Source organism: Burkholderia sp. BCC1988 (assembly GCF_905339895.1).
GTDB lineage: Bacteria > Pseudomonadota > Gammaproteobacteria > Burkholderiales > Burkholderiaceae > Burkholderia.
Map to the genome: position 1 here is coordinate 183247 of NZ_CAJPHA010000015.1, position 19467 is coordinate 202713.

The following is a 19467-nucleotide window of genomic DNA, read 5'->3' on the forward strand; positions in this document are numbered from 1 at the left end:
TAAATGGGTGGGATTTAAATCGCCAATTTTTTATTGACAATGCAAGTATCTTCGGATGGCGAGCCGAACTGTCAAATTACTTCATGTAACAAAAGCGGAGTGTCGCGTACGGTTGGGCTGCGTGATACCTTTTTGCTCAATGTCACCGCGCTGAAAAGGCGGAGAAACCGTTAAACCGGTGCGGTGAAAACAGCAGGAAGGTCCGGTGGCCGAGGGGCAGGGATACAACGTACGAGGTGCGCCGTGATACATCAGGCCAACAACGTCATCGAGTTGCCGCATGCACTTGGTGCCAATCATTTCCTGTCAGCGCTCGACGGAATTAACCGTTCCGAATTGGCGCCTCATCTGATGCTTTCGAATCTCGAGACCGGCCAGGTGCTGTGCGATGCCGGCGAGAATCTGGAGGCCGTCTATTTTCCGGTGACGGCGGGCATTTCCCTGCAATACACGGCGGGCGGCAAGACGACACTCGGCGTGACGGAAATCGGCCGCGAAGGCATCGTGTGCGACGACGTCATCGGCAGCGCGATGCAGCGCCGCGTCGTCGTCTACCGCGGCGGGTTCGCGTACCGGCTGTATGCGCGCCGCTTCGCGGACGCGTGCGACGTGTCGGCGGCGATCCGGCGGCAGGTCTTCGTGCGGATGCAGCTGGCGTTGTCCCAGGCGTCGCAGGTCATGTTCTGCAGCCGTCATCACGTGATGCGGCAGCAACTGGGCCGCTGGCTGCTGATCGCCTACGAGCGCGCACGCAGCATCGAAATCCCGGTCACGCACGGCATGCTGGGGCAGATGCTGGGCGTGCGCCGCGAGACCGTCACCGATGCCACGCGGCAGCTTCACGAGCTCGGCCTGATCCATCAGCATCGCGGCGCCATCGTGCTGACGGATCTCGCCGGTCTCGAACGGCAGGGCTGCGATTGCCATCGGGTCGTGCGCGACGAAACACGCCGCATTCTCGCGACCGATGCCGGTACGGATGCCGGCGCCGAACTGTCGCGCCGCGTCCGGACGACATAGTCGCCGGCACCGCGTCGTGGCGCGATGGCATGCACGGCGGCGCGGCGCGCAAAGGGAACGGGGAGGTGCCTGGCGCAGGCGGTGCGGCGACGCGTCGGGCAGGCGGCATCGACAAGAATCAGAAAAACAGTCATTCAGGTATGGAAAACATTTCGAAGCTCCAGAGTCAGCGCAGCTCGTTCCACGTGTGGCCATGGAGTCCGGCGCTCGGCATCCTGCCGATCGTCGTCGTGGTCGTCGCGCTGGCCGGGTTCGTCGCCGTCAGCCTGATCGTGATCATGTCGTTGCGCGTGTACGTCGGCGGCGAAAGCAGCTGGTCGAAGGCGCAGAAGGACGAGATCCTGCTGCTGAGCCGCTACGGGCAGACCGGCGACGAAAAGCTGTTCGACGAATACCTGGCGGTCGACCGGACCCTCACCTTCCTCGGCGCCGCGCGCCGCGCGATGACCAGTACGCCGCCGGACCACGGCGTGGCGCGCCAGGCGCTGATCGAGGCGGGCATCAATCCGGTCGATGCGGCGGCGGTGGTGTGGTTCTACCCGATCCTGAGCAGCTTCGCACGCCTGAACGCCGCGTTGCAATACTGGGAGGACGCGGACCGGCAACTGGTCGACCTGCGCAGGATCGCCAACGCGCTGCACGCGTCGGTGCATGCGGACGACGTCCGGCGCACGAGCAGCCTGAACCACGCGATCTGGGATCTCAACGCGCACATCGAACCGCTGCCGAAGCGCTTTTCCGACGAACTGAGCGCCGAATTCCGCTCGGCCGTCATCCAGCTGTTCCTGTCGTACATCGTGGCCTCGCTGCTGATCATCCTGCTGTCGGTGCGGTGGGCGAGCCGCGCGCAACGCCAGCAGGTGTCGATGCAGACCGAGCTGGACCGGAGCCAGGCATTCGCGGCAGCCGCGCTGCGCTCGGTCGCCGATGCGATCGTCACGATCGGCCTCACGCGCGGTATCGAGACCGTCAATCCGGCGGCCGAGCAGCTGCTCGGCACGTCGTCGCGGCAGTGTGTCGGCAAGCCGATCAACGACGTGCTGGACCTGATCGACACGTCGACGGGCATGTCGATCAAGCTGCTCGCGTCGCTCGGCAACCGCAGCGACCCCACGTTCACCCGCGATCTCGACCTGATCCGCGTGTGCGGCTCGGCGGTGTCGGTGCGCGCGTCGCTGTCGAAGATGGACAACGCCGCGGGCCGCTGCGTCGGCTACGTGCTGATCCTGCGCGACATGACGCGCGAACACCAGTTGATCGAGAAGCTGACCTGGCAGGCGTCGCACGATGCGCTGACCGGCCTCATCAATCGCACGGCGTTCGAGCGGCGCCTGGGCGACGCGCTGGCGCAGCGCGGCGGCGGGATGCTGCTGGTGCTCGACCTCGACGGCTTCAAGGAAGTCAACGACGTGTGCGGCCACGCGGCCGGCGACGCGCTGCTGCGCGACGCGACCGCGGTATTCGCGCGCTGTCTCGGCCCCGACGACGTGTTCGGCCGGCTGGGCGGCGACGAATTCGGCATCCTGCTGCCGGCCGGCCGCGACGGCGCGCCGGACGGCGGCAAGGCGGAACGCCTGCGCGCGAGTCTCGAGGACTTCACGTTCCTGTGGGAAGGCGAGCCGTTCAAGCTCAGCGTGAGCATCGGCGTGCTGGATCTCGCGTGCCGGCCCGAGAGCGTCGAGAAGGCGATGCAGATGGCCGACGTCGCGTGCTACGTCGCGAAGGATCGCGGCCGCAACCGCGTGCATGTCGCCGATTCGCGCGACATGCATTCGAGCCGCCAGGCGTATCACACGCAGTGGAGCCGGCGCGTGAAGACGGCGCTCGAGACGAATTCCTTCCAGTTGTATGCGCAACCGATCGTGCCGATCCAGCCCGCGCTCGGCGCGCGGGAGCGCGCGGAGATCCTGCTGCGCATCCCCGACGCCGACGGCAAGCTGATCTCGCCGGTGTTCCTGCCGGCCGCCGAGCGCTACGGCCACATGACGATGATCGACCGCTGGGTCGTGCGCACCGTGATCCGGCGCCTCGCGCGACTCGAACAGCGCCGCTACGTCGAATACAACGTGAACCTGTCGGCGATGTCGATCACCGACGAGCGCTTCGTGGAGTTCGTGATCGCCGAACTGTCGGCGTCGGGGCTCGACCCGTCGCTGCTGTGTTTCGAGATCACGGAGACGAGCGCCGTGCGCAACCTGGAGGTCGCGTCGCGCTTCATGTGCGAGCTGCGCGACCTCGGCTGCCGCTTCGCGCTCGACGACTTCGGCGCCGGCATGTCGTCGTTTTCGTATCTGCGCCAGTTGCCGATCGACTACCTGAAGATCGACGGCGGCCTCGTGTCGACCATGACGTCCGACAGCATCAAGCGCGGCATCGCGTCCGCGATCAACGACATCGCGCACGTGATGCAGTACCGCACCGTCGCCGAGCACGTCGAGGATACGGCGACGGCCGAGATGCTTCGCGCGCTGGGCGTCGACTATTGCCAGGGCTATTACTTCAGCCGCCCCGCGCCCTGGCAGGAAGGGGGATTCCATTGAACCAAGCGAGGAACGAACGCATGAGTGCTCCATTTGAACTGACCGGCGACCTGATGGACCTGGCGAGCTATCCGGCCTGGCTGCGCGACGTGGTCGGCGCGACCGATGAACTGAAGGCGCGCGTCCGTGCGCATCCGGTGTTCGCGGCGATGAGCGGCGGGACGCTGCGCGCGTCGCAACTGCGCGCATTCTTCGTGACCGGCTGGGCGGTGGTCAGCCAGTTTCCGGAATACATGGCGATGAACCTGGTGAAGACCGCCGCCTACCGGTCGCGCGGCGACGAGAAGGCGCGGCGCTATCTGATCCGCAATATCCGCGTCGAGCAGAACCACGTCGATCACTGGGCCAACTGGGCGGTGGAATCGGGCGTGACGATCGACATGCTGCTGCGCGGCGACGCGCCGCTGGCCGGATTCTCGCTGAGCCACTGGTGCTGGAAGAGCGGCAGTACCGACGCGCTCGCGCCGAGCATCGCCGCGACCAACTATGCGATCGAGGGCGTGACGGGCGAGTGGAGCGCGCTGCTGTGCGCATCGCCGTACGAACGGCAGTTCGATCCGGCCGTGCGGCATCGCGCGATGCGCTGGCTCAAGCTGCATGCCGACTACGACGACCGGCATCCGTGGGAGGCGCTCGACATCGTCGCGACGCTGCTCGGCCAGTCGCCCGCGGCGCGCGACGTGCGGGACGTCGAGACGTCGATCCGCAAGAGCCTGAGCTATTTCCTGACGAGTCTCGATTGCTGCATGCATGTGTAGTCGCCGGCGTCGTGCGCGCGCGGGTTCGTGCGGGCCGCACCCGGCCGTTCCGGCTGGACGGCGGGCCGGCGTGACGTCGCGATGCGCCGTGCGGGCCGTCGTGCTGGACGATTTTCCATGGCCACCCAAGTTCTCGTCGTAGAGCCCGATCCGCGCATGCGCGACAGGATCCGCGCGCTCCTGCGCGGCTGCCAGATCGATACGTCGGCGCTCGACGATGTGTCGATGCTGCTCGCGCATGTGAGCGCGGGACCGCCCACCCTGATCGTGTTGCGGGTCGAACGGCCGGCCACGACGTTCTACATGGCGCTCGGCGCACTGCGGCGCGCCGGTTACGACATGCCGGTGATCGTGATCAGCCGCGACGCGCAGGTGGTCGACAAGGTCGTCGCGCTCGAGATCGGCGCGGACGACTATGTCGTGGAGCCGTTCGAGCCGATGGAGCTGGTCGCACGCGTGCGCAGCGCGATGCGCCGCTACGCGCCGAACCGGTCGGAGTCGCCGCGCGGGCCGCGGAATGCCGAAACCTATGCGTTCGGCGACATCGAGGTGAATTTCGTCACGCGGCGCGCGACCCGCGCGGGAGACGACCTCGGGCTGCGCGCGAGCGAATTCGCGCTGCTCGAACTGTTCATCGCGCAGCCGCTGCGCGTCCTGTCGCGCGCGGAGATCCTCGCGCTGCTGGGGCTGACCGTGGCCGGGCGCTCCGAGCGCGGGCTCGACGTGCTGATCTTCCGGCTGCGTAACCTGATCGAGCAGGCGGTCGGCGACTATCGCTACATCCGCACGGTGCGCGGCAAGGGCTACATCTTCGTGCCGCTCGGCACGCTGGCAGACGACGCGGACCCGCCGCCGCACGCGTGAGCGGGGCGCGGGCACGTCGGGCATCGCGGCCGGCGTGTCGCGCGCCGGCATCGACCCACCTTCACCTGCGCATGCCGCCATCGCCCCGGTTCGCCATCGGGGCGACCCGCCATTGTCGGTTTAGAACGACCGTGCTAAATTGCCCGCCAGCATTGGCAGTCACTGACCCGATCATCCGGTTTCGCGGCATGCGGCCATCTGGCCGTCGCGTGGCCGTGGCTCGACGTGACGCTCGCCGCGCACGGGCGCGATGGCGATTTCCACGCCGGCAAGCGTGCCGCCGCGCGTTACTTCTTTCGCCGGGAGCTGCCGAAGGTGGGTGCGCAGCTCGACCTGCTGGCGAGCGCCGATACGACGACGCTCGAGATGCGCGACGCGTGGTTCAGAGCGCCGCGCAGCACGAATGATGGTGACGCGGCGCGGGCCGATGCGCGTGCGCTGTGCGCCGATCGCGCGGCGCGTCCCGCTGCCGTATCGATGCCGTATCGCTGCGCGACGACGTCGCGCGAGGAGAGAGGAGAGCATGAAAGCCCTGTTGTGTACCGCATTCGGCCCGATCGACCGCTTGCGCATCGAGGACGTCGCGGTTCCCGAACCGGCCGCCGGCCAGGTGCGGATTCGCGTGAAGGCGGCGTCGCTCAACTTCCCCGATGCGCTGATCGTCCAGGGGCTCTATCAGGTAAAGCCGGCGCTGCCGTTCTCGCCCGGCGCGGAATTCGCCGGCGTGATCGACGCGGTCGGCGACGGCGTGAGCGCCTGGCGGCCCGGCGACGAGGTGGTCGCGTTCACCGGTCATGGCGGTTTCGCGGAGCATTGCGTGGCTGACGTGCAGCAGATCGCGGCGCTGCCGCCGGGGATGACGTTCGAGCAGGGCGCGGCGCTCGTGCTGGCCTACGGCACGTCGCTGCATGCGCTGCAGCAGCGCGCGCGCCTGCAGCAGGGCGAGACGCTGCTGGTGCTGGGCGCGGCCGGCGGCGTCGGGCTGGCCGCGATCGAGATCGCGAAGGCGCTGGGCGCACGCGTGATCGCGGCCGCGTCGAGCGCGGACAAACTCGCGCTGTGCCGCGCGGCCGGCGCCGACGACACGCTCGACTATGCAACCGAGGACCTGCGGCGTCGTGTCGACGAACTGACCGGCGGACGCGGCGCGGACGTCGTCTACGATCCGGTCGGCGGCGCGTACAGCGAGGCGGCGCTGCGCGCGACCGCGTGGCGCGGCCGGTTCCTCGTGGTCGGCTTCGCGGCCGGCGAGATTCCGAAGATCGCGCTGAACCTCGCGCTGCTCAAGGAGCGCGATATCCTGGGCGTGTTCTGGGGCGACGCGGTGCGGCGCGACCCCGCGCAGCATGCGGCGAACATGCGCCAGCTCGCGCAATGGTTCGCGGCCGGCAAGGTGCGGCCCGCGATCACCGAGCGCGTGCCGCTCGCGGGCGCGGCCGACGCAATCGCGCGCATGGCGAGCCGGCAGGTGAAGGGCAAGGTCGTGATCCTGCCGGACGCGTGACAACGCTGGCGCGGCATCATGCGGCGGCGGCCCGAGCGGGCGTCGCCTTCGAGCGGGTTTCTTTCGTGTGACGTTACCGGAGTCGTTGAGCATGCAACCCCTGTCGAATCTGCAACCCGCCGTCGCGGCATCGCTCGCGACGTGGCACGCGATGCTCGCGCGCAAGGATTTCAGCGAACTCGACACGATCGTCCATCCGGACGCCGTGTTCCGCTCGCCGATGGCGTTCAAGCCGTACGGACCGGCGCCCGCGCTGCTGCTGGCGCTGCGCACGGTGCTCACGATCCTCGAGAACTTCGAATACCACCGCGCGTTCGCCGACGACGACGGCACGAGCGTCGTGCTGGAATTCAGTGCGACGCTCGGCGACAAGCGGCTGAAGGGGATCGACATGATCCGCTTCGACGTCGACGGGCGGATCGTCGAATTCGAGGTGATGATCCGGCCGTTCAATGCGCTGCAGGCGCTCGGCGCGGCAATGGGTGCGCGGCTCGGGCAGCAGTTGCCGGGGTTCAAAATCGGCGGGTGAGCGGCGGGCCGCCGGCCGGTGCGGAAAATGTCGCCGGCGCAACGCGACGGTCGCGCTCGCGTGCGGCGCCGGCCGGGCGCGCGTCAGTGAGTCTTGATCCTGACGCTGTAGCCCGCATCCTCGAACGCGACGACGAATTCCTCGGGGAACAGCCACGACTCGACCTTCACGTGCGACGTCGCGCGATCGATCTCGACCTTGGCGTCGGGATCGACGCGCCAGATTTCATGTTCGACCGCGCGGGCGGTATCCTCGTCGAGCGAGTGGTCCAGTACGAATTCCATGATCAATTTCCTGTTTTGACGGCCGCATTCACATGAGCGAGAGCGGCCGGTTGGCGAACGAAGCCGATGACGTCCACGGGATCGGACAACATGGGTCGACGATACGCGCGATCGCGTCGAACGATAAGCCGGCATGCGCGTGACGCACTGTCGCCCGTTGATCAACGAATCCGGTGAAGCGTGTGCGAACGGGATACCGGAGTGCGAAAGATGCGTTGCAGCCAAGATCGACTTGGCTCGTGGCGATGCGCGGCTCGCCTCGCGCCAGCGAATTCCCGATGCAGCAAGTACCGTTCCGCGCGATCGATGTTGCACGACACGGCACCGCATCACACCACGTACCACGCACAACGCAACGCGCTCCGCACCACGCACCACGCATAACGCATAACGCATAACGCACAACGCACAACGCACAACGCGCGACGCACAACGCACAACGCACAACGCACAACGCACAACGCACAACGCACAACGCACAACGCACAACGCACAACGCACAACGCACAACGCGCTCCGCGCATCACGCATCGAGCAACGCCACCGCATCGGCCGCGATCATCGCGAGGTGATTCGCGGGCCGCGGCCGGCCGGTCGGACGAAACACGGCCTCGCCCTGCACGATGGCGCGGCCCGAATACGCGCACCGTCCGTCGCGCCGTGCGACCGCGCGGCGCCATTTCTGTTCGCCGTAGTGCAGGCGGCCGCTTTCGACCCAGCGGACCAGCAGCGATTCGTGCGACCACTCCAGCAGCGTGACGTGAACCTGGCTGCGACCAGGTGACGAGGTGCGCGGCGCGATGCCGACGGACGTGACGGTCAACATGATCGATTGCTTTCGGCGCGACCGGCGTGGCGCCGATCCGCATCGCGCGGTGACGAACGGCACTGCGTCGGCCGCCCGGCGCGGCGCCGGAGTTCGTGAGTTATGCTGAATGCCATTGCCAGTCTCCTGCCGGCCGGCGAGGCCGGCGCGGGGTCGATCGAGGCCGCGCGCGCTCGACGCGGCGGGTTCGGGATGCGTCGACGGAGCGGGTGCGCAGTACATACCGCTCGCATCGCCGACGAACGCCCAGTGTAAAAGCGCATGCCGGGCCACCGGAAGGCGCGCGAACAAGAACACGGTGTTGCCCGATATCGAACACGGGCGTGCGTGCATGCGGCCGCACCACGGCATCAAGGGCGCGTATCCGGCGCCGCGCCGCGCGCCATCGCGTGCGGCATCGGGCGCAGCGAGACCGTGCAGGTCGTGCCCGCAGCGAGGAAGCCGTCGCGCGGCATACCGTCCAGCCGGATCCGGACCGGCACGCGCTACGCGAGCCGCACCCACGTGAAGATCGGGTTGACGTCGGCGAGCAGCGTCGCGCCGGCCGGAATGTCGCGATCGCTGATGCCGCGCGCGACGCTTTCGACGTGTCCGGTCAGCGACGGCCCGCCGGACAGCAGCCGGATCGCCGGCATCATCAGGATCACGACCGTCACCATCGCCATGCGCGGCGCTGCCAGCTCCAGCCGCATCGACACGCCCACCGCCAGCACGACGGCGACGATGGTCTTCGCGACATGGATCAGGCGCGCGCCGTCGGCTCGGCCGTATTCGCGGCTCATGCCGAGCAGCATGCGAGCGAACGCCACTGCGTTGACAGGCCTGGCTAACGCGGGCTTGGTCGGCGGCATGGCGTGACGGCAGGACGGATCCGGCGGGACGGCGGCGACACGGTGGCGCGCATCGCGTCAGACGGAATCCGTCGACAGCATTTCGACGTGCAGCTCCTTGTCCGTGCCGGCGGACGACGGCGGATCGAGCAGCGCGATGCGCACGTGTTCGATGAACAGCTTCAGCTTGTTGCTCGCGTACGGATTGCGCGGATAGACCGCGTAGATCACTTCGTCCTGCGGTGCTTCATCGGCGAGCACGCGCACCAGCCGGCCGTCGCGCAGGCAGTCGTCCGCGATGTAGCGCGGCAGCATCGCGATGCCGATGCCTTGCACCGCGGCGTCGCACAGCGTTTCGCCGTTGTTGGACAGGAACACGCTGCCCGGGCTGATTGCGCGCGGCTTGCCGAGGCTGCCGGGTGTCGTGAACGTCCAGGTGGCCGACGGCGCCGTATGGCTGTAGTTCAGACAGCGGTGCTCGAGCAGCGCGTCGATCGAGTCCGGTTCGCCGTGAGCGGCGAGATAGTCGGGACTGCAGACGACGACGCGCTCGCATGCGGCGACGCGGCGTGCGATCAGCGCGCTGTCGGGCAGTCGCGCGGAGCGGATCGCGACGTCGAAGCGCTCGACTTCGAGGTTCATCGTGCGATCGTCGGTGTCGAGCGTGACGCGCAGCTGCGGATGCGCGGCGGCGAAGGCCGCGACCGCCGGCCCGAGCAGGCGGCGAGTGAGACTCACCGGCGACGTGATGCGCAGCTCGCCGCACAGTCCGTGCGAGCGTTCCGCGATTTCCTCGGCGACGTCGACGAGCCGGCGCATCGATTCCGACGCGGCACGATAGAAGATCATGCCGTCTTCGGTCGGCGTTACGTTGCGGGTCGAGCGCATCAGCAGTTGCACGCCGAGCGTGCGCTCGAGGTCGCTGATGCGCTTGCTGACGACGGACTTCGACAGGCCGAGCCGGCGTGCGGATTCGGTGATGCTTTGCCGCTCGACGGCGAACAGGAAGGCCTGGATATCGTCTATGTTCAGGGATTTCATGATGCTGTCCGAGGGGCGTCGGGCATGAGTAAAGGGCGGCCGTTTGCTGCGCTGCCACGCATGCCGAGGCGATCGACGGGCGACGCGACGGCGGCGGCCGGCGGCGCGAATCGTGTGACGAAAGCGCGGCGCGCGGCGGCATGCGCCGAAACGGCTGCGACGCGTGGGAAACGCGACGCGCCGCCGGCATGTCGCGGCCGCGCGAACGACTTCGCGCGGCTGCGCTGCAACGCGGCGCGAACGGGCAGTTCGGGGGCGCGGCGGGTTACGCGAGCTTGATGCGAGTCCGATGCCGTTGGCAATCCGTATGAGTCCAAGCGTAGTGGAACGTGTCGCGTGTCGATAGCCGGGCCGGATGGTCCTCAGAGTTCCGTGCATGGAACGATCGATCGCGCCGCCGCCAGGGGCGGCGCGATCTGCGAATCGCTGCCGGTGCTTGCCGGCGCGGCGGCGGGCGTCAGGCGATCTGATCGAGGCGATAGACCTCCACCGTGTCGACGGCATCCCGGTCGCGGGCCTGGAACGCTGCGATGTGCGTGCGTATTCGTAACGGATCGGAGGGAATGCGTCGACGCAGGGTGGTGTCGCGGTTGCGACCGCCGGTATCCGGCCGGTCGCAACCGCGCGAAACGGCATGCGCCGTCGCGGCTCAGTTCTTGTCGTACGAGAACTGGATGCCCGCGGTGCCGCCGGTTTCGATGAACAGGTTGATGAACGCGGGGACGGTCGCGCTGCGCGCCCAGTCGCGCTGCAGTTCGCAGAACAGCTGCGCGACGCTGATCATCTGGCCGCCGGCCTGCTCGATGCGGCGCAGCGCGGCTTCGTGCGCGGCGACCGACGTGCCGCCGACCGCATCGACGACCACATAGACTTCGTAGCCGGCCTTCAGCGCGTCGAGCGCGGGGAAGGTCAGGCACGCCTCGGTCCACAGCGCGGTCATGATCAGTTTCTTGCGGCCGGTGGCCTCGACGGCCTTGCGGAACTCGACGTCTTCCCACGAGTTGATGCTGGTGCGGTCGTAGGTCGGATAGCCTTCGAGCGCGGCGCGCAGCTGCGGGATCGGCGGCTTGTTCAGGCCGGTCTTCACGTTGACGGTCGAGTGGACGATCGGCAGGTCGTACGCGACCGCGGCCTTCGATGCGCCGACGATGTTGTTGATCAGCAGCTGGCGATCCATCGATGCAATCGAGTTCACCTGGACCGGCTGGTAGTCGATGACGATGAACGCTGCGTTCTGCGGGGTGAGCAGGTGGTCGTTCGCGGGATCGCGAATCGGTTCGCTTGCCATGGTTCTCTCCAGATCAGGGTGGTGGGCGGCTGGGGATCACGATCGCGCCGCCCCGTCGTGCGGGCGCGATGCGATTCTGCTGTGGTGCGGTGCCGCGACGATCGAAGCGCGACGGTGCGGCGCGACCTCGACGCGGCGCGCGCCTGGCGATTCGCCGGATTCGGGTGCCGGCGAGTGTCGTCAGCTTATGCGATTCGCGCGGCGGTGCGTAGCGCGCGCGGACAGAACATAGTGTTCTCGTTCATCGAACGGCATGCGGGCGCGACCGGGCGCGGTGTGCCACTACCATGAGCGGCATGATCAGGAGCACTGACAGGTGTGAAGGCGACGGTTGCCGCGCATGTGGCGATCGAGCGGCGTGGCGGCCGGCCCCAGGAGAGAGTGTTTAGATACGAGAGTGCTCCGTGCGCGGTGGCGTGTCGCCGAGGAATTCCGGCAATGCCCGCGGCGGCAACGAAATCACGAAGCGGGCGCCGCCGAGCGGCGAATCCTCGAGCCGCACGTCGCCGCCGTGCACGAGCGCGACACGGCGCACGATCGCGAGCCCGAGCCCGAACCCGCCCGTCTGCCGGTCGCGGCTCGAGTCGAGCCGCTGGAACGGTTCGAACACGCGCGCGCGTTCGGCGACCGGGATGCCGGGACCGTCGTCGTCCACGCTCAGCACCAGCGCGCCGGACGCGTCGTGCGTCGCGGACAGCAGCACGGTGCGCGACGCATAACGTGCGCCGTTGCGGATCAGGTTCAGCAGCGCCCGTGCGACGAGTTTCGGATCGCACACGTGCGTGGCGGGCGCGCCGGTCGTCGACACGCCGAGCGTGAGGCCGCGGTCGGCGACGTCGTTCGCGACGTTGCCGGCCACGCTGTCGATCAGCGCATCGACGGCGACGTCCATCGGCGCGAGTTCGCTTGCGCCTTGTTCGAGCCGCCCGATCGTCAGCAGCTCGGTCACCAGCTCGTCGAGTTCGCGCACGTCGCGCCGCAGTTCGTCGCGGCGCTCGCGCATGCGGCCGCTTTCGTCGGATTCGGCGAGCAGCGCGAGCCCGAATTCGAGGCGCGCGAGCGGCGTCTTCAGCTCGTGCGAGATGCCGTGCATCATCTCGCGCTGCTGCTTGATCGACGCCTCGATCCGCTCGGCCATGTCGTTGAACTGCTGCGACAGCGCGTAGATGTTCGAGCGCCCGGACAGCTTCACGCGCGTCGACAGGTTGCCCGCGCCGAACGCGTGCGCGGCGGCCTGCAGCTTGCGCAGGTCGCGCCAGTGATACGAGGTCCACAGCGCGACGGCGAACAGGGCCGCGAGTGCGGTCATCCCGTATGCGTAGATCTGGATGTCGAGGTCGGCCGGTGCGATCGGGCGGGCATGCAGGACCGAGCCGTCCGCGAGCGGCATGTAGTAGTTCCTGCGGTCGTAACTGATCGCGATCCGGCCGGCGTCCAGATCGCGCAGCGGCCCGCCGCGCAGTTGCGCACGGGCGTCGGCCATCGTCACGAAACCGAATCGCTCGTTGCCGTGCTGCGCGAGTTCACGCAGCGCGAGGCTGCGCTTGCCGCCCGGATGGCGTTCGAGGTAATCGTTCAGCACGAACGCGTAAGTGGTCAGCGCGTTGCGCTGCGCCTGCGCCACGCGTTCGTAGAAAATCCTGTTGAACGACCATTGAATGAATACGATCGAGGCGGCACAGCACAGGATCACGATGAGGTACAGCTTGATCAACGGGCGCAGCATTTAGTCGTCCCACGCGGAAGGGCTGAACAGGTAGCCGCGGCCCCAGATCGTCTTGATCCGTTGCGGCTCCGACGAAGCGTCCTCGAAGCGCCGGCGCAGCTTCGAGATGCCCGAGTCGACCGAGCGGTCGAGCCCGTCGAATTCGATGCCGCGCAACTGCTTCAGGATGTCGTCGCGGCTCAGCACGGTGCCTGCCGCTCGCGCGAGGATCAGCAACAGGTTGAACTCGGTGGTCTTCAGGTCGACGAGTTCCCCGCGCCACGTGACCGTGCGGTTCGGCGGCGAGATCGTCAGCTCGCCGAACACGAGGGCGTGCGGCTGCGTGTGGGCCGCCGGTTCGGACGCGGCAGGCTGCGCGCGGCGCAGCAGCGCACGGGCGCGTGCGACGAGCACGCGCGGCTCGATCGGCTTGGTCACGTAATCGTCGGCACCGGTTTCGAGGCCCGCGACCTGGTCGTACACGTCGGCGCGCGCGGTGAGGATCAGCACGGGCACGTTGGTGAACGCGCGAATGCGCCGGCAGACTTCCATCCCGTCGAGGTTCGGCAGCATCAGGTCGAGTATCACGAGCGCGGGCTGATGCTCGCGCACCGCGGCGACCGCGAGATCGCCACGCCGTACGACCGTCACCGCGAATTCATAGTTGTCGAGATATTCGCGCACGAGCTGCGCGAGGCGGTCGTCGTCCTCGATCAGCAGCACACGGTATTTGAGCGGATTGTCGTTCATGGTCTCCTCGGTTGCGCGCGTTCAGCTTCTCGATGCCGATGAATGCGCGGCCGGCGAATTCTATCCGGCGTGGCGGCCGCCGGGGCCCCGATACGACAATCGGGAACAAACGATCACAATTGAGCACACATTTGCCGCAGATTCAGGACAGTGCTGCCGCGCCGTCGTACCTAGACTTCGGGCTCCGTCACTCTTGTCTCGACATCGTGAGTCCATCCTTCCGTTCGCTGCGCTCGTTGCGCTATTGCATGCCGCTTGCCGGCCTGACCCTTGCCGCCGTCGCCCACGCCGAAAACCAGTACGCGATATCGCTCGGCGGCGGGTTCGCGCCGCGCTACCAGGGCAGCAACCAGTATCGCGCCGTCGTCGCGCCGTCGTTCTCCGCGATGTTCGGCAACGGGTTCTTCATCGACACGGCAGCCGGCGCCGGCTACCGTTTGAACCTGCCGCACGGGGCGTTCGTGTCGGCAGCGCTCGGCTATGCCGGTGGCCGTTCCGACGAAAACCGTTTCGACCTGGCGGGTTCGGATCACCTGAAGGGGATGGGCCGGATCCCCGGTTCGGTGCTCGTCGGCATGCGTGCGGGCGTGCAGCTGCTCGATGGCGGTGAACTGAGCATCGCGATCGATGCGCCGGTCACGCATACGTCGCGCGGCTTGTCCGGCCACGTCGATCTCGCGGTGCCGGTATTCAAGGCCGGCCGCCACGATATTGTCGTGACCGGCAGCGTGCATGCCGGCACGGGGCGCTACATGCAGACGTTCTACGGCGTGACCGACGCGCAGTCGGCGACGAGCGGCTTCAGGCCGTATTCGACGAGCGGCGGGGTCGACAGCGCAACGCTGTCGCTCGCATGGAACTGGGGCGTGTCGCGGCACTGGTCGGTGCATGCGACCAGCGGCTTCACGCGGCTGCTCGGACGCTATGGCGACAGCCCGATCGTCCAGACGCGCAGCAACTACTTCGGCATGGCCGGCGTGACGTACAAGTTCTGACGCGGCCGGCATGATTCGCCAGCGCCCCGTCCGGGGAGCACGACTTCGCCGCGGATCGGTGCGGTAACATGAAGGCGGCTTCGGCTTCGGCTTCGGCTTCGGCTTCGGCTTCGGCTTCGGCTTCGGCGTCAGGCTGTCGAGGCGACTGCGCGGAGCCGATTCGACTCGAACGGATCGCGCAATACGGTGCCTTACCGGCCGGTGGCGCGCAGAACCCATCATGGATCCAACGCCCGGTGCGTGCGCGCATCCCGCACCTGCCGCGCCGGGCCGCGACAGGGAGAAACCGATGAAGAACACGATCGCGATGCTCGCGGCACTCGTTGCGAGCGCAACCTTTGCGGGATGTGCGGACATGAACACGAAGCACCCCAACGCCACCGCCGGCGGCGCGGTGACGAACCCCGCGCCGTCGGGCGCCGTGAACGCGTGCAAGGCGGACGCCACGCCGGACGACGCGCTGATCGGCAAGACCGAGGCCGATGCGGCCGCGCTGCTCGACGGCTGCCTGTGGCGCGTGCTCGAGCGCGATGGCCAGTCGTTGCCGGGCACGATGGACTATCGCGAGGAGCGCCGCGACCTCGGCATTCGCGACGGCAAGGTGATCTGGGTGCGGCGCGGGTGAGGGATCGGGCCGGCCCGAGCGTTACTTCGAGATGTACCAGAGCGCGTCGGTGCTGACGCGTGCGCCCGGCTTCGTCGCGGCGGGCGCCTGAGGTGTCGCAACGGGCGGCGGCATGTTCGACGTCACTGCGGTGGGCCACGTCGCAGGCGTGTTCGACGCGGTCGATGCCGTCGACGTATTGGCCTGACTCGAGGTTGCTGCCGAACCCGACGTTGACGCCGTGTCGATATACCAAAGCGCATCGGCCGATGCGGTGCGCTTGGCCGCTGCATCGGCGGTGTGTCTGGATGCGGGCGCTGCCGTCGCCGTCGCTGCCGTGGCGGCCGTCGCACCCGAACGCTGCGTGCCCGCTGCGGCTGCCGCGCCCGCCTGAGCAGTCGTCCCCGTCGCGCCGCGCTGCGCGCGCGCCTCGAACGGCCCGAGCTGGAAGATCAACGTTTGCGCGGGACGCGTCAGAACGGCATACGGGAACTGCAGCTCCCACGACATCAGCACGCGGCCCGACGACGTCTCGGTGAAGATCGCCGGCACGTGCTTCATGTCGCTGAACTGCACGTAGATCCGCGCGCCGTCGTCGAACACCTGGGTCGGCTTGGCCTGGTCGGCGCCCGTGACGGTCCAGCCGAAGTTGTACGTGCCGGCCGGGCCGGCCGGCCCGCCTTGCGGTTGCGGCGGCGCGGCAGGCGCGAGCGTGCGGGGCCGTGCGACCGGCGGTGCCGACACGCTCAGGCTGGCGAACGGGTTGTACGCCTGCACCTGTTGCGGCGGCGTGAAGGAGGGCGGAAGGATGGGCATGGGAGTATCCGGCGAATCCGGCATGGTCCGGATTGCATCATAGACCTTGCGCGCATACGCGAGGCGCTTGTCGGGCGACGCGGCGTTGTACGCGCCGATCGCGTTCCAGTTGGCGCCGAGCTGGCGGATGTTCTGCGACAGGATCCACGCGCCGACGTACGCGTTGGTGCACGCATCGAACAGGCTTTCCCGCGTGATGCCTTCGCGCGCGAGCGTCGGCAGCCAGGTGCTGTTGATCTGCATCAGGCCGATGTCGACGGTGCCGTTCGTGTTGGTGTTGACGGCGTTCGGATTCATCCCCGATTCGACCTGCGCGATGCCGCGCAACAGGCTCACGCTCACTTTCTGGAACGTGGCCGCGTCGTCGAGGCAGTCGGCCCGCGCGAACCCGTGCAGCGCGCACGACAACACGATCGTCGCGGCGATCTTCGGCGTGGCTTGGCTGATCGAACGGGCAGTCTGACGCGGCATGGCAGGATGGGGCGGAATCCGGCCGCCCGGTGCAAGGAAATTACGCAGACGCGAAGTGTGCCATAGCGCGCAGGCAAATGGCTCGCGTCAAACTTTCCTTTGCATTTGCCGGCGGATTTGTCGCGGATTTATCGCGGATTTTCACCGGTGCCGGTATCCCCGTCCGACAGGATGGAATCGGTAAAAAGGGCCGATTATCGTGCGCATGCCGGCGTGCGGCCGCTATAGGAATACTGACGCCACGCGTCAGTTGCGCGGCGAATGCGGCAATGAATGGTGCAGCGAAACGGACGATAAAAGGCGCGCCGGTGCGCGGGCCATAGAAACGACGACGGCGGCCGCAGCCGCCGTGTCGATGCATCCTCGACTCCCGAAATCCGGTTCCGACCGGCCGGCCGCGCGATGCCTCGCGCAGCCGGCCGTCGTCGCTCAGAAGCGGTGACGCAGGCCGAGGTTGACCATCGTCTGCGAGCTCGTGCCCGCATAGCCGTACGAACCGATCGACGCCTGCGCGGCCATCGACCCGCCGTTGCCGTCGCCGGTCTGGCCGCTCGCGTGCTGGTACGCGGCGGTCAGGTACACGTCGGTGCGCTTCGACAGCGTATAGTCCGCGCCGGCCGACACCTGGTGATAGGTCGCCGACGTATCGCCGCCCGAGCGCGTGTAGCTGTAGCCGAGCCCGACGAGCAGCGCATTGGTCGCCTGGTAGTTCACGAAGCCTTGCCCGGTGTTGTAGTGCTCGTTCGAGTTGAACACCGAGCTCGCGTCGCGGCGGTACTGCGCATTGCTGTAGCCGAGGCCGAACGTGAACGGGCCGGCAACATACTGGCCCGCGATGCGGGCGATGCCGATCGAATGCGCGCTCGCATAACCAGTGTTGATCGGGCCGTCGAAGGTGCCGTCCGACGAGCTGGTCCAGCCGTTGCGCAGCCCGTTCGACGCGGGGCTGTTGGTCGCGTGGAAGTACCCGCCCGCGACGCTGAACGGCCCGTTGTTGTACGACACGGCGGCCGAATACGACTGCGCGGCGCCGGTGCTGCCGGCGATGCCGCCGAACGAGTACATCGCCGAAAACTGCAGGCCCGAATACACGGCCGACGTGTACTTCACCGCGTTGTCGACGCGGAAGCTGTTGTCGTAGTTGTCGACGTCGCCCGGCGTCGCGAACACGCTGCCGAGATAGTTGTCGGCGGTGATGCCCTGCACGAGGTCGATGAGCGGGTCGTACTGGCGGCCGAACGTGAGCGTGCCGTAGCGGTCGCTCGACAGCCCGACGAACGCCTGCCGGCCGAACAGGCGGCCGCCCTGGCCCTGCCGGCCGCTGCTCGGGTCGAAGCCGTTCTCGAGCTGGAACAGCGCCTTCAGCCCGCCGCCGAGATCCTCGCTGCCTTTCACGCCCCAGCGGCTGCCGGAGAGATTGCCAGCGCTGCTGTTGCCGAGCATCCACGCGTTGTCCTTGCCCTGCGCGTGATTCACGTACGTGATCGACGTGTCGATCACGCCATACAGCGTGACGCTCGACTGCGCATGCGCGGCGGGCACCGCCGCGAACGACGCGAGCGAAATCAGCGAGAGGGTCGTGCGTTTCATTTCATCTCCTTGCGATTGGCCTGTTTTCTTGAACCGGAATGGCAGGAGACTACCGAGCCGCCGACGAACGGCAAAAACGAAATTCTCCGATGTGACATAAAGCCGACAGATGCATGCTGCGGCAAGGTCCATTGAGAGATTCACATTATTGAGAATCGTGTATCAATCGATTTGAATTTCGAGATGGCGCGACCGGCGTATTGCCGGAATCGTGATAATTCCGCACGATTTCCAGTCGAATTTCGACGACGATGCATGGGTCGTCGATTCATCAATTGATTATTTAACGAATCGAATCGCGCGATGCGGGCCGAGTGTGTTATTGCGCGCACCGCGCGAGTGATTTGGGTGTGATGCAGCGCGCCCGCGCGCGCCGTCAGCGGCGATCGGCACGGAGTGCGAGAATGCTGGCCTCGGCCGGCACGCGTCGTGCCGCTCACCAGGGAACCCGCATGGACAGTCACATCGCTCCGGTGGAGCTGAAGAAAGCCTACCGTCTTCTCAACCACGGCCCGACCGTGCTCGTGTCGGCCCGTCACGACGGCGTCGACAACGTGATGGCCGCCGCGTGGGCCTGCGCACTCGATTTCCTGCCGCCGAAGCTGACGGTCGTGCTCGACAAGTCCGCGAAGACGCGCGAGCTGGTCGAGCGCAGCGGCACCTTCGTGATCCAGGTGCCGACGGCCGCGCAGCTCCAGCTCACGCATGCGGTCGGCAGTCACAGTCTCGCCGAGCGGCCGGACAAGCTGCGCGAGGCGGGCGTCACGCTGTTCGACGTCGCCGGCCATGACCTGCCGTTCGTCGCCGGCTGCTCGGGCTGGCTCGCGTGCAAGCTGATACCCGAGCCGCACAACCAGCAGGCCTACGACCTGTTCATCGGCGAGGTGGTCGGTGCATGGTCCGACACGCGCGTGTTCCGCGACGGTCACTGGTATTTCGAATCGGCCGATCCGGCGCTGCGCAGCCTGCACTACATCGCGGGCGGCAACTTCTATGCGATCGGCGAATCGCTGCACGTCGATCCGGACGCGCAGTAGGCAGAAAGCGGGCTT

Annotated in this window: 17 protein-coding genes and 3 pseudogenes; 10 read left to right on the forward strand and 10 right to left on the reverse strand. The window is 67.4% G+C overall.

Translation table 11 applies throughout. From position 1 onward, the window contains the following. The first annotated feature begins 243 nt into the window (after positions 1-243). From U4012_RS22190 to U4012_RS22220, 7 genes and pseudogenes are all read left to right on the forward strand, one after another. On the forward strand, positions 244-1020 hold the full coding sequence (locus tag U4012_RS22190) for a Crp/Fnr family transcriptional regulator (RefSeq protein WP_124487617.1): 777 nt from the start codon (positions 244-246) through the stop codon (positions 1018-1020). 140 nt (positions 1021-1160) lie between these two features. Continuing rightward, a complete protein-coding gene (locus tag U4012_RS22195; protein WP_321801522.1) occupies positions 1161-3560 on the forward strand; it encodes a putative bifunctional diguanylate cyclase/phosphodiesterase in 2400 nt (799 codons plus the stop codon). A 20-nt stretch (positions 3561-3580) separates the two neighbouring features. After that, entirely contained in the window at positions 3581-4318 is a 738-nt protein-coding gene (locus U4012_RS22200; RefSeq protein ID WP_321801524.1) for a TenA family transcriptional regulator, read from the forward strand. A 117-nt stretch (positions 4319-4435) separates the two neighbouring features. After that, positions 4436-5182, forward strand: a complete 747-nt coding sequence (locus tag U4012_RS22205; protein ID WP_321801526.1) for a response regulator transcription factor — start codon at positions 4436-4438, stop codon at positions 5180-5182. Between the two features lie 186 nt (positions 5183-5368). Next, positions 5369-5566, forward strand: a pseudogene (locus U4012_RS22210) (acyl-CoA dehydrogenase C-terminal domain-containing protein); the annotation flags it as partial. Between the two features lie 139 nt (positions 5567-5705). Further along, positions 5706-6686 (forward strand): NADPH:quinone oxidoreductase family protein, encoded by a 981-nt coding sequence (locus U4012_RS22215; protein WP_321801527.1) that lies wholly within the window; start codon positions 5706-5708, stop codon positions 6684-6686. Between the two features lie 91 nt (positions 6687-6777). Beyond that, positions 6778-7215 carry a nuclear transport factor 2 family protein gene (locus U4012_RS22220; RefSeq protein WP_415750392.1) on the forward strand — a complete coding sequence of 146 codons (438 nt, stop codon included), beginning with the start codon at positions 6778-6780 and terminating at the stop codon, positions 7213-7215. Positions 7216-7298: 83 nt separating this feature from the next. Here U4012_RS22220 and U4012_RS22225 read toward each other — a convergent pair whose 3' ends face one another. From U4012_RS22225 to U4012_RS22260, 8 genes and pseudogenes are all read right to left on the reverse strand, one after another. After that, a complete protein-coding gene (locus U4012_RS22225) occupies positions 7299-7499 on the reverse strand; it encodes a hypothetical protein (RefSeq protein WP_044848408.1) in 201 nt (66 codons plus the stop codon). Between the two features lie 523 nt (positions 7500-8022). After that, positions 8023-8622, reverse strand: coding sequence for a DUF3331 domain-containing protein (locus tag U4012_RS22230; protein WP_321801532.1), 600 nt, complete (start codon positions 8620-8622; stop codon positions 8023-8025). A gap of 53 nt (positions 8623-8675) precedes the next feature. Further along, positions 8676-8951 (reverse strand): annotated as a pseudogene (locus U4012_RS22235) (efflux transporter periplasmic adaptor subunit); the annotation flags it as partial. Between the two features lie 12 nt (positions 8952-8963). Then, positions 8964-9176, reverse strand: a pseudogene (locus U4012_RS22240) (FUSC family protein); the annotation flags it as partial. 57 nt (positions 9177-9233) lie between these two features. Further along, positions 9234-10187 carry a LysR family transcriptional regulator gene (locus U4012_RS22245; RefSeq protein WP_124487631.1) on the reverse strand — a complete coding sequence of 318 codons (954 nt, stop codon included), beginning with the start codon at positions 10185-10187 and terminating at the stop codon, positions 9234-9236. Between the two features lie 658 nt (positions 10188-10845). After that, positions 10846-11484, reverse strand: a complete 639-nt coding sequence (locus U4012_RS22250; protein ID WP_124921720.1) for a hydrolase — start codon at positions 11482-11484, stop codon at positions 10846-10848. A gap of 385 nt (positions 11485-11869) precedes the next feature. After that, positions 11870-13210, reverse strand: a complete 1341-nt coding sequence (locus U4012_RS22255) for an ATP-binding protein (protein ID WP_124489506.1) — start codon at positions 13208-13210, stop codon at positions 11870-11872. Next, complete coding sequence (locus U4012_RS22260; protein ID WP_321801539.1) at positions 13211-13939, reverse strand: response regulator; 729 nt, start codon at positions 13937-13939, stop codon at positions 13211-13213. A gap of 248 nt (positions 13940-14187) precedes the next feature. On the opposite strand from U4012_RS22260, the gene U4012_RS22265 reads away from it, so the two are divergent. Together U4012_RS22265 and U4012_RS22270 are read left to right on the forward strand one after the other, a co-directional pair. Continuing rightward, a complete protein-coding gene (locus U4012_RS22265) occupies positions 14188-14934 on the forward strand; it encodes a MipA/OmpV family protein (protein WP_321801579.1) in 747 nt (248 codons plus the stop codon). Between the two features lie 289 nt (positions 14935-15223). Further along, the gene (locus tag U4012_RS22270; RefSeq protein WP_321801541.1) at positions 15224-15559 is read left to right on the forward strand and encodes a hypothetical protein; all 336 of its coding nucleotides are present in this window, start codon (positions 15224-15226) and stop codon (positions 15557-15559) included. A gap of 21 nt (positions 15560-15580) precedes the next feature. Here U4012_RS22270 and U4012_RS22275 read toward each other — a convergent pair whose 3' ends face one another. After that, positions 15581-16825 (reverse strand): transglycosylase SLT domain-containing protein, encoded by a 1245-nt coding sequence (locus U4012_RS22275; RefSeq protein WP_321801544.1) that lies wholly within the window; start codon positions 16823-16825, stop codon positions 15581-15583. A gap of 429 nt (positions 16826-17254) precedes the next feature. Next, a complete protein-coding gene (locus U4012_RS22280; RefSeq protein WP_321801546.1) occupies positions 17255-18415 on the reverse strand; it encodes a porin in 1161 nt (386 codons plus the stop codon). A gap of 452 nt (positions 18416-18867) precedes the next feature. Here U4012_RS22280 and U4012_RS22285 point away from each other — a divergent pair, with 452 nt between their 5' ends. Continuing rightward, positions 18868-19452 carry a flavin reductase family protein gene (locus U4012_RS22285; protein WP_044848424.1) on the forward strand — a complete coding sequence of 195 codons (585 nt, stop codon included), beginning with the start codon at positions 18868-18870 and terminating at the stop codon, positions 19450-19452. Positions 19453-19467: the final 15 nt, after the last annotated feature.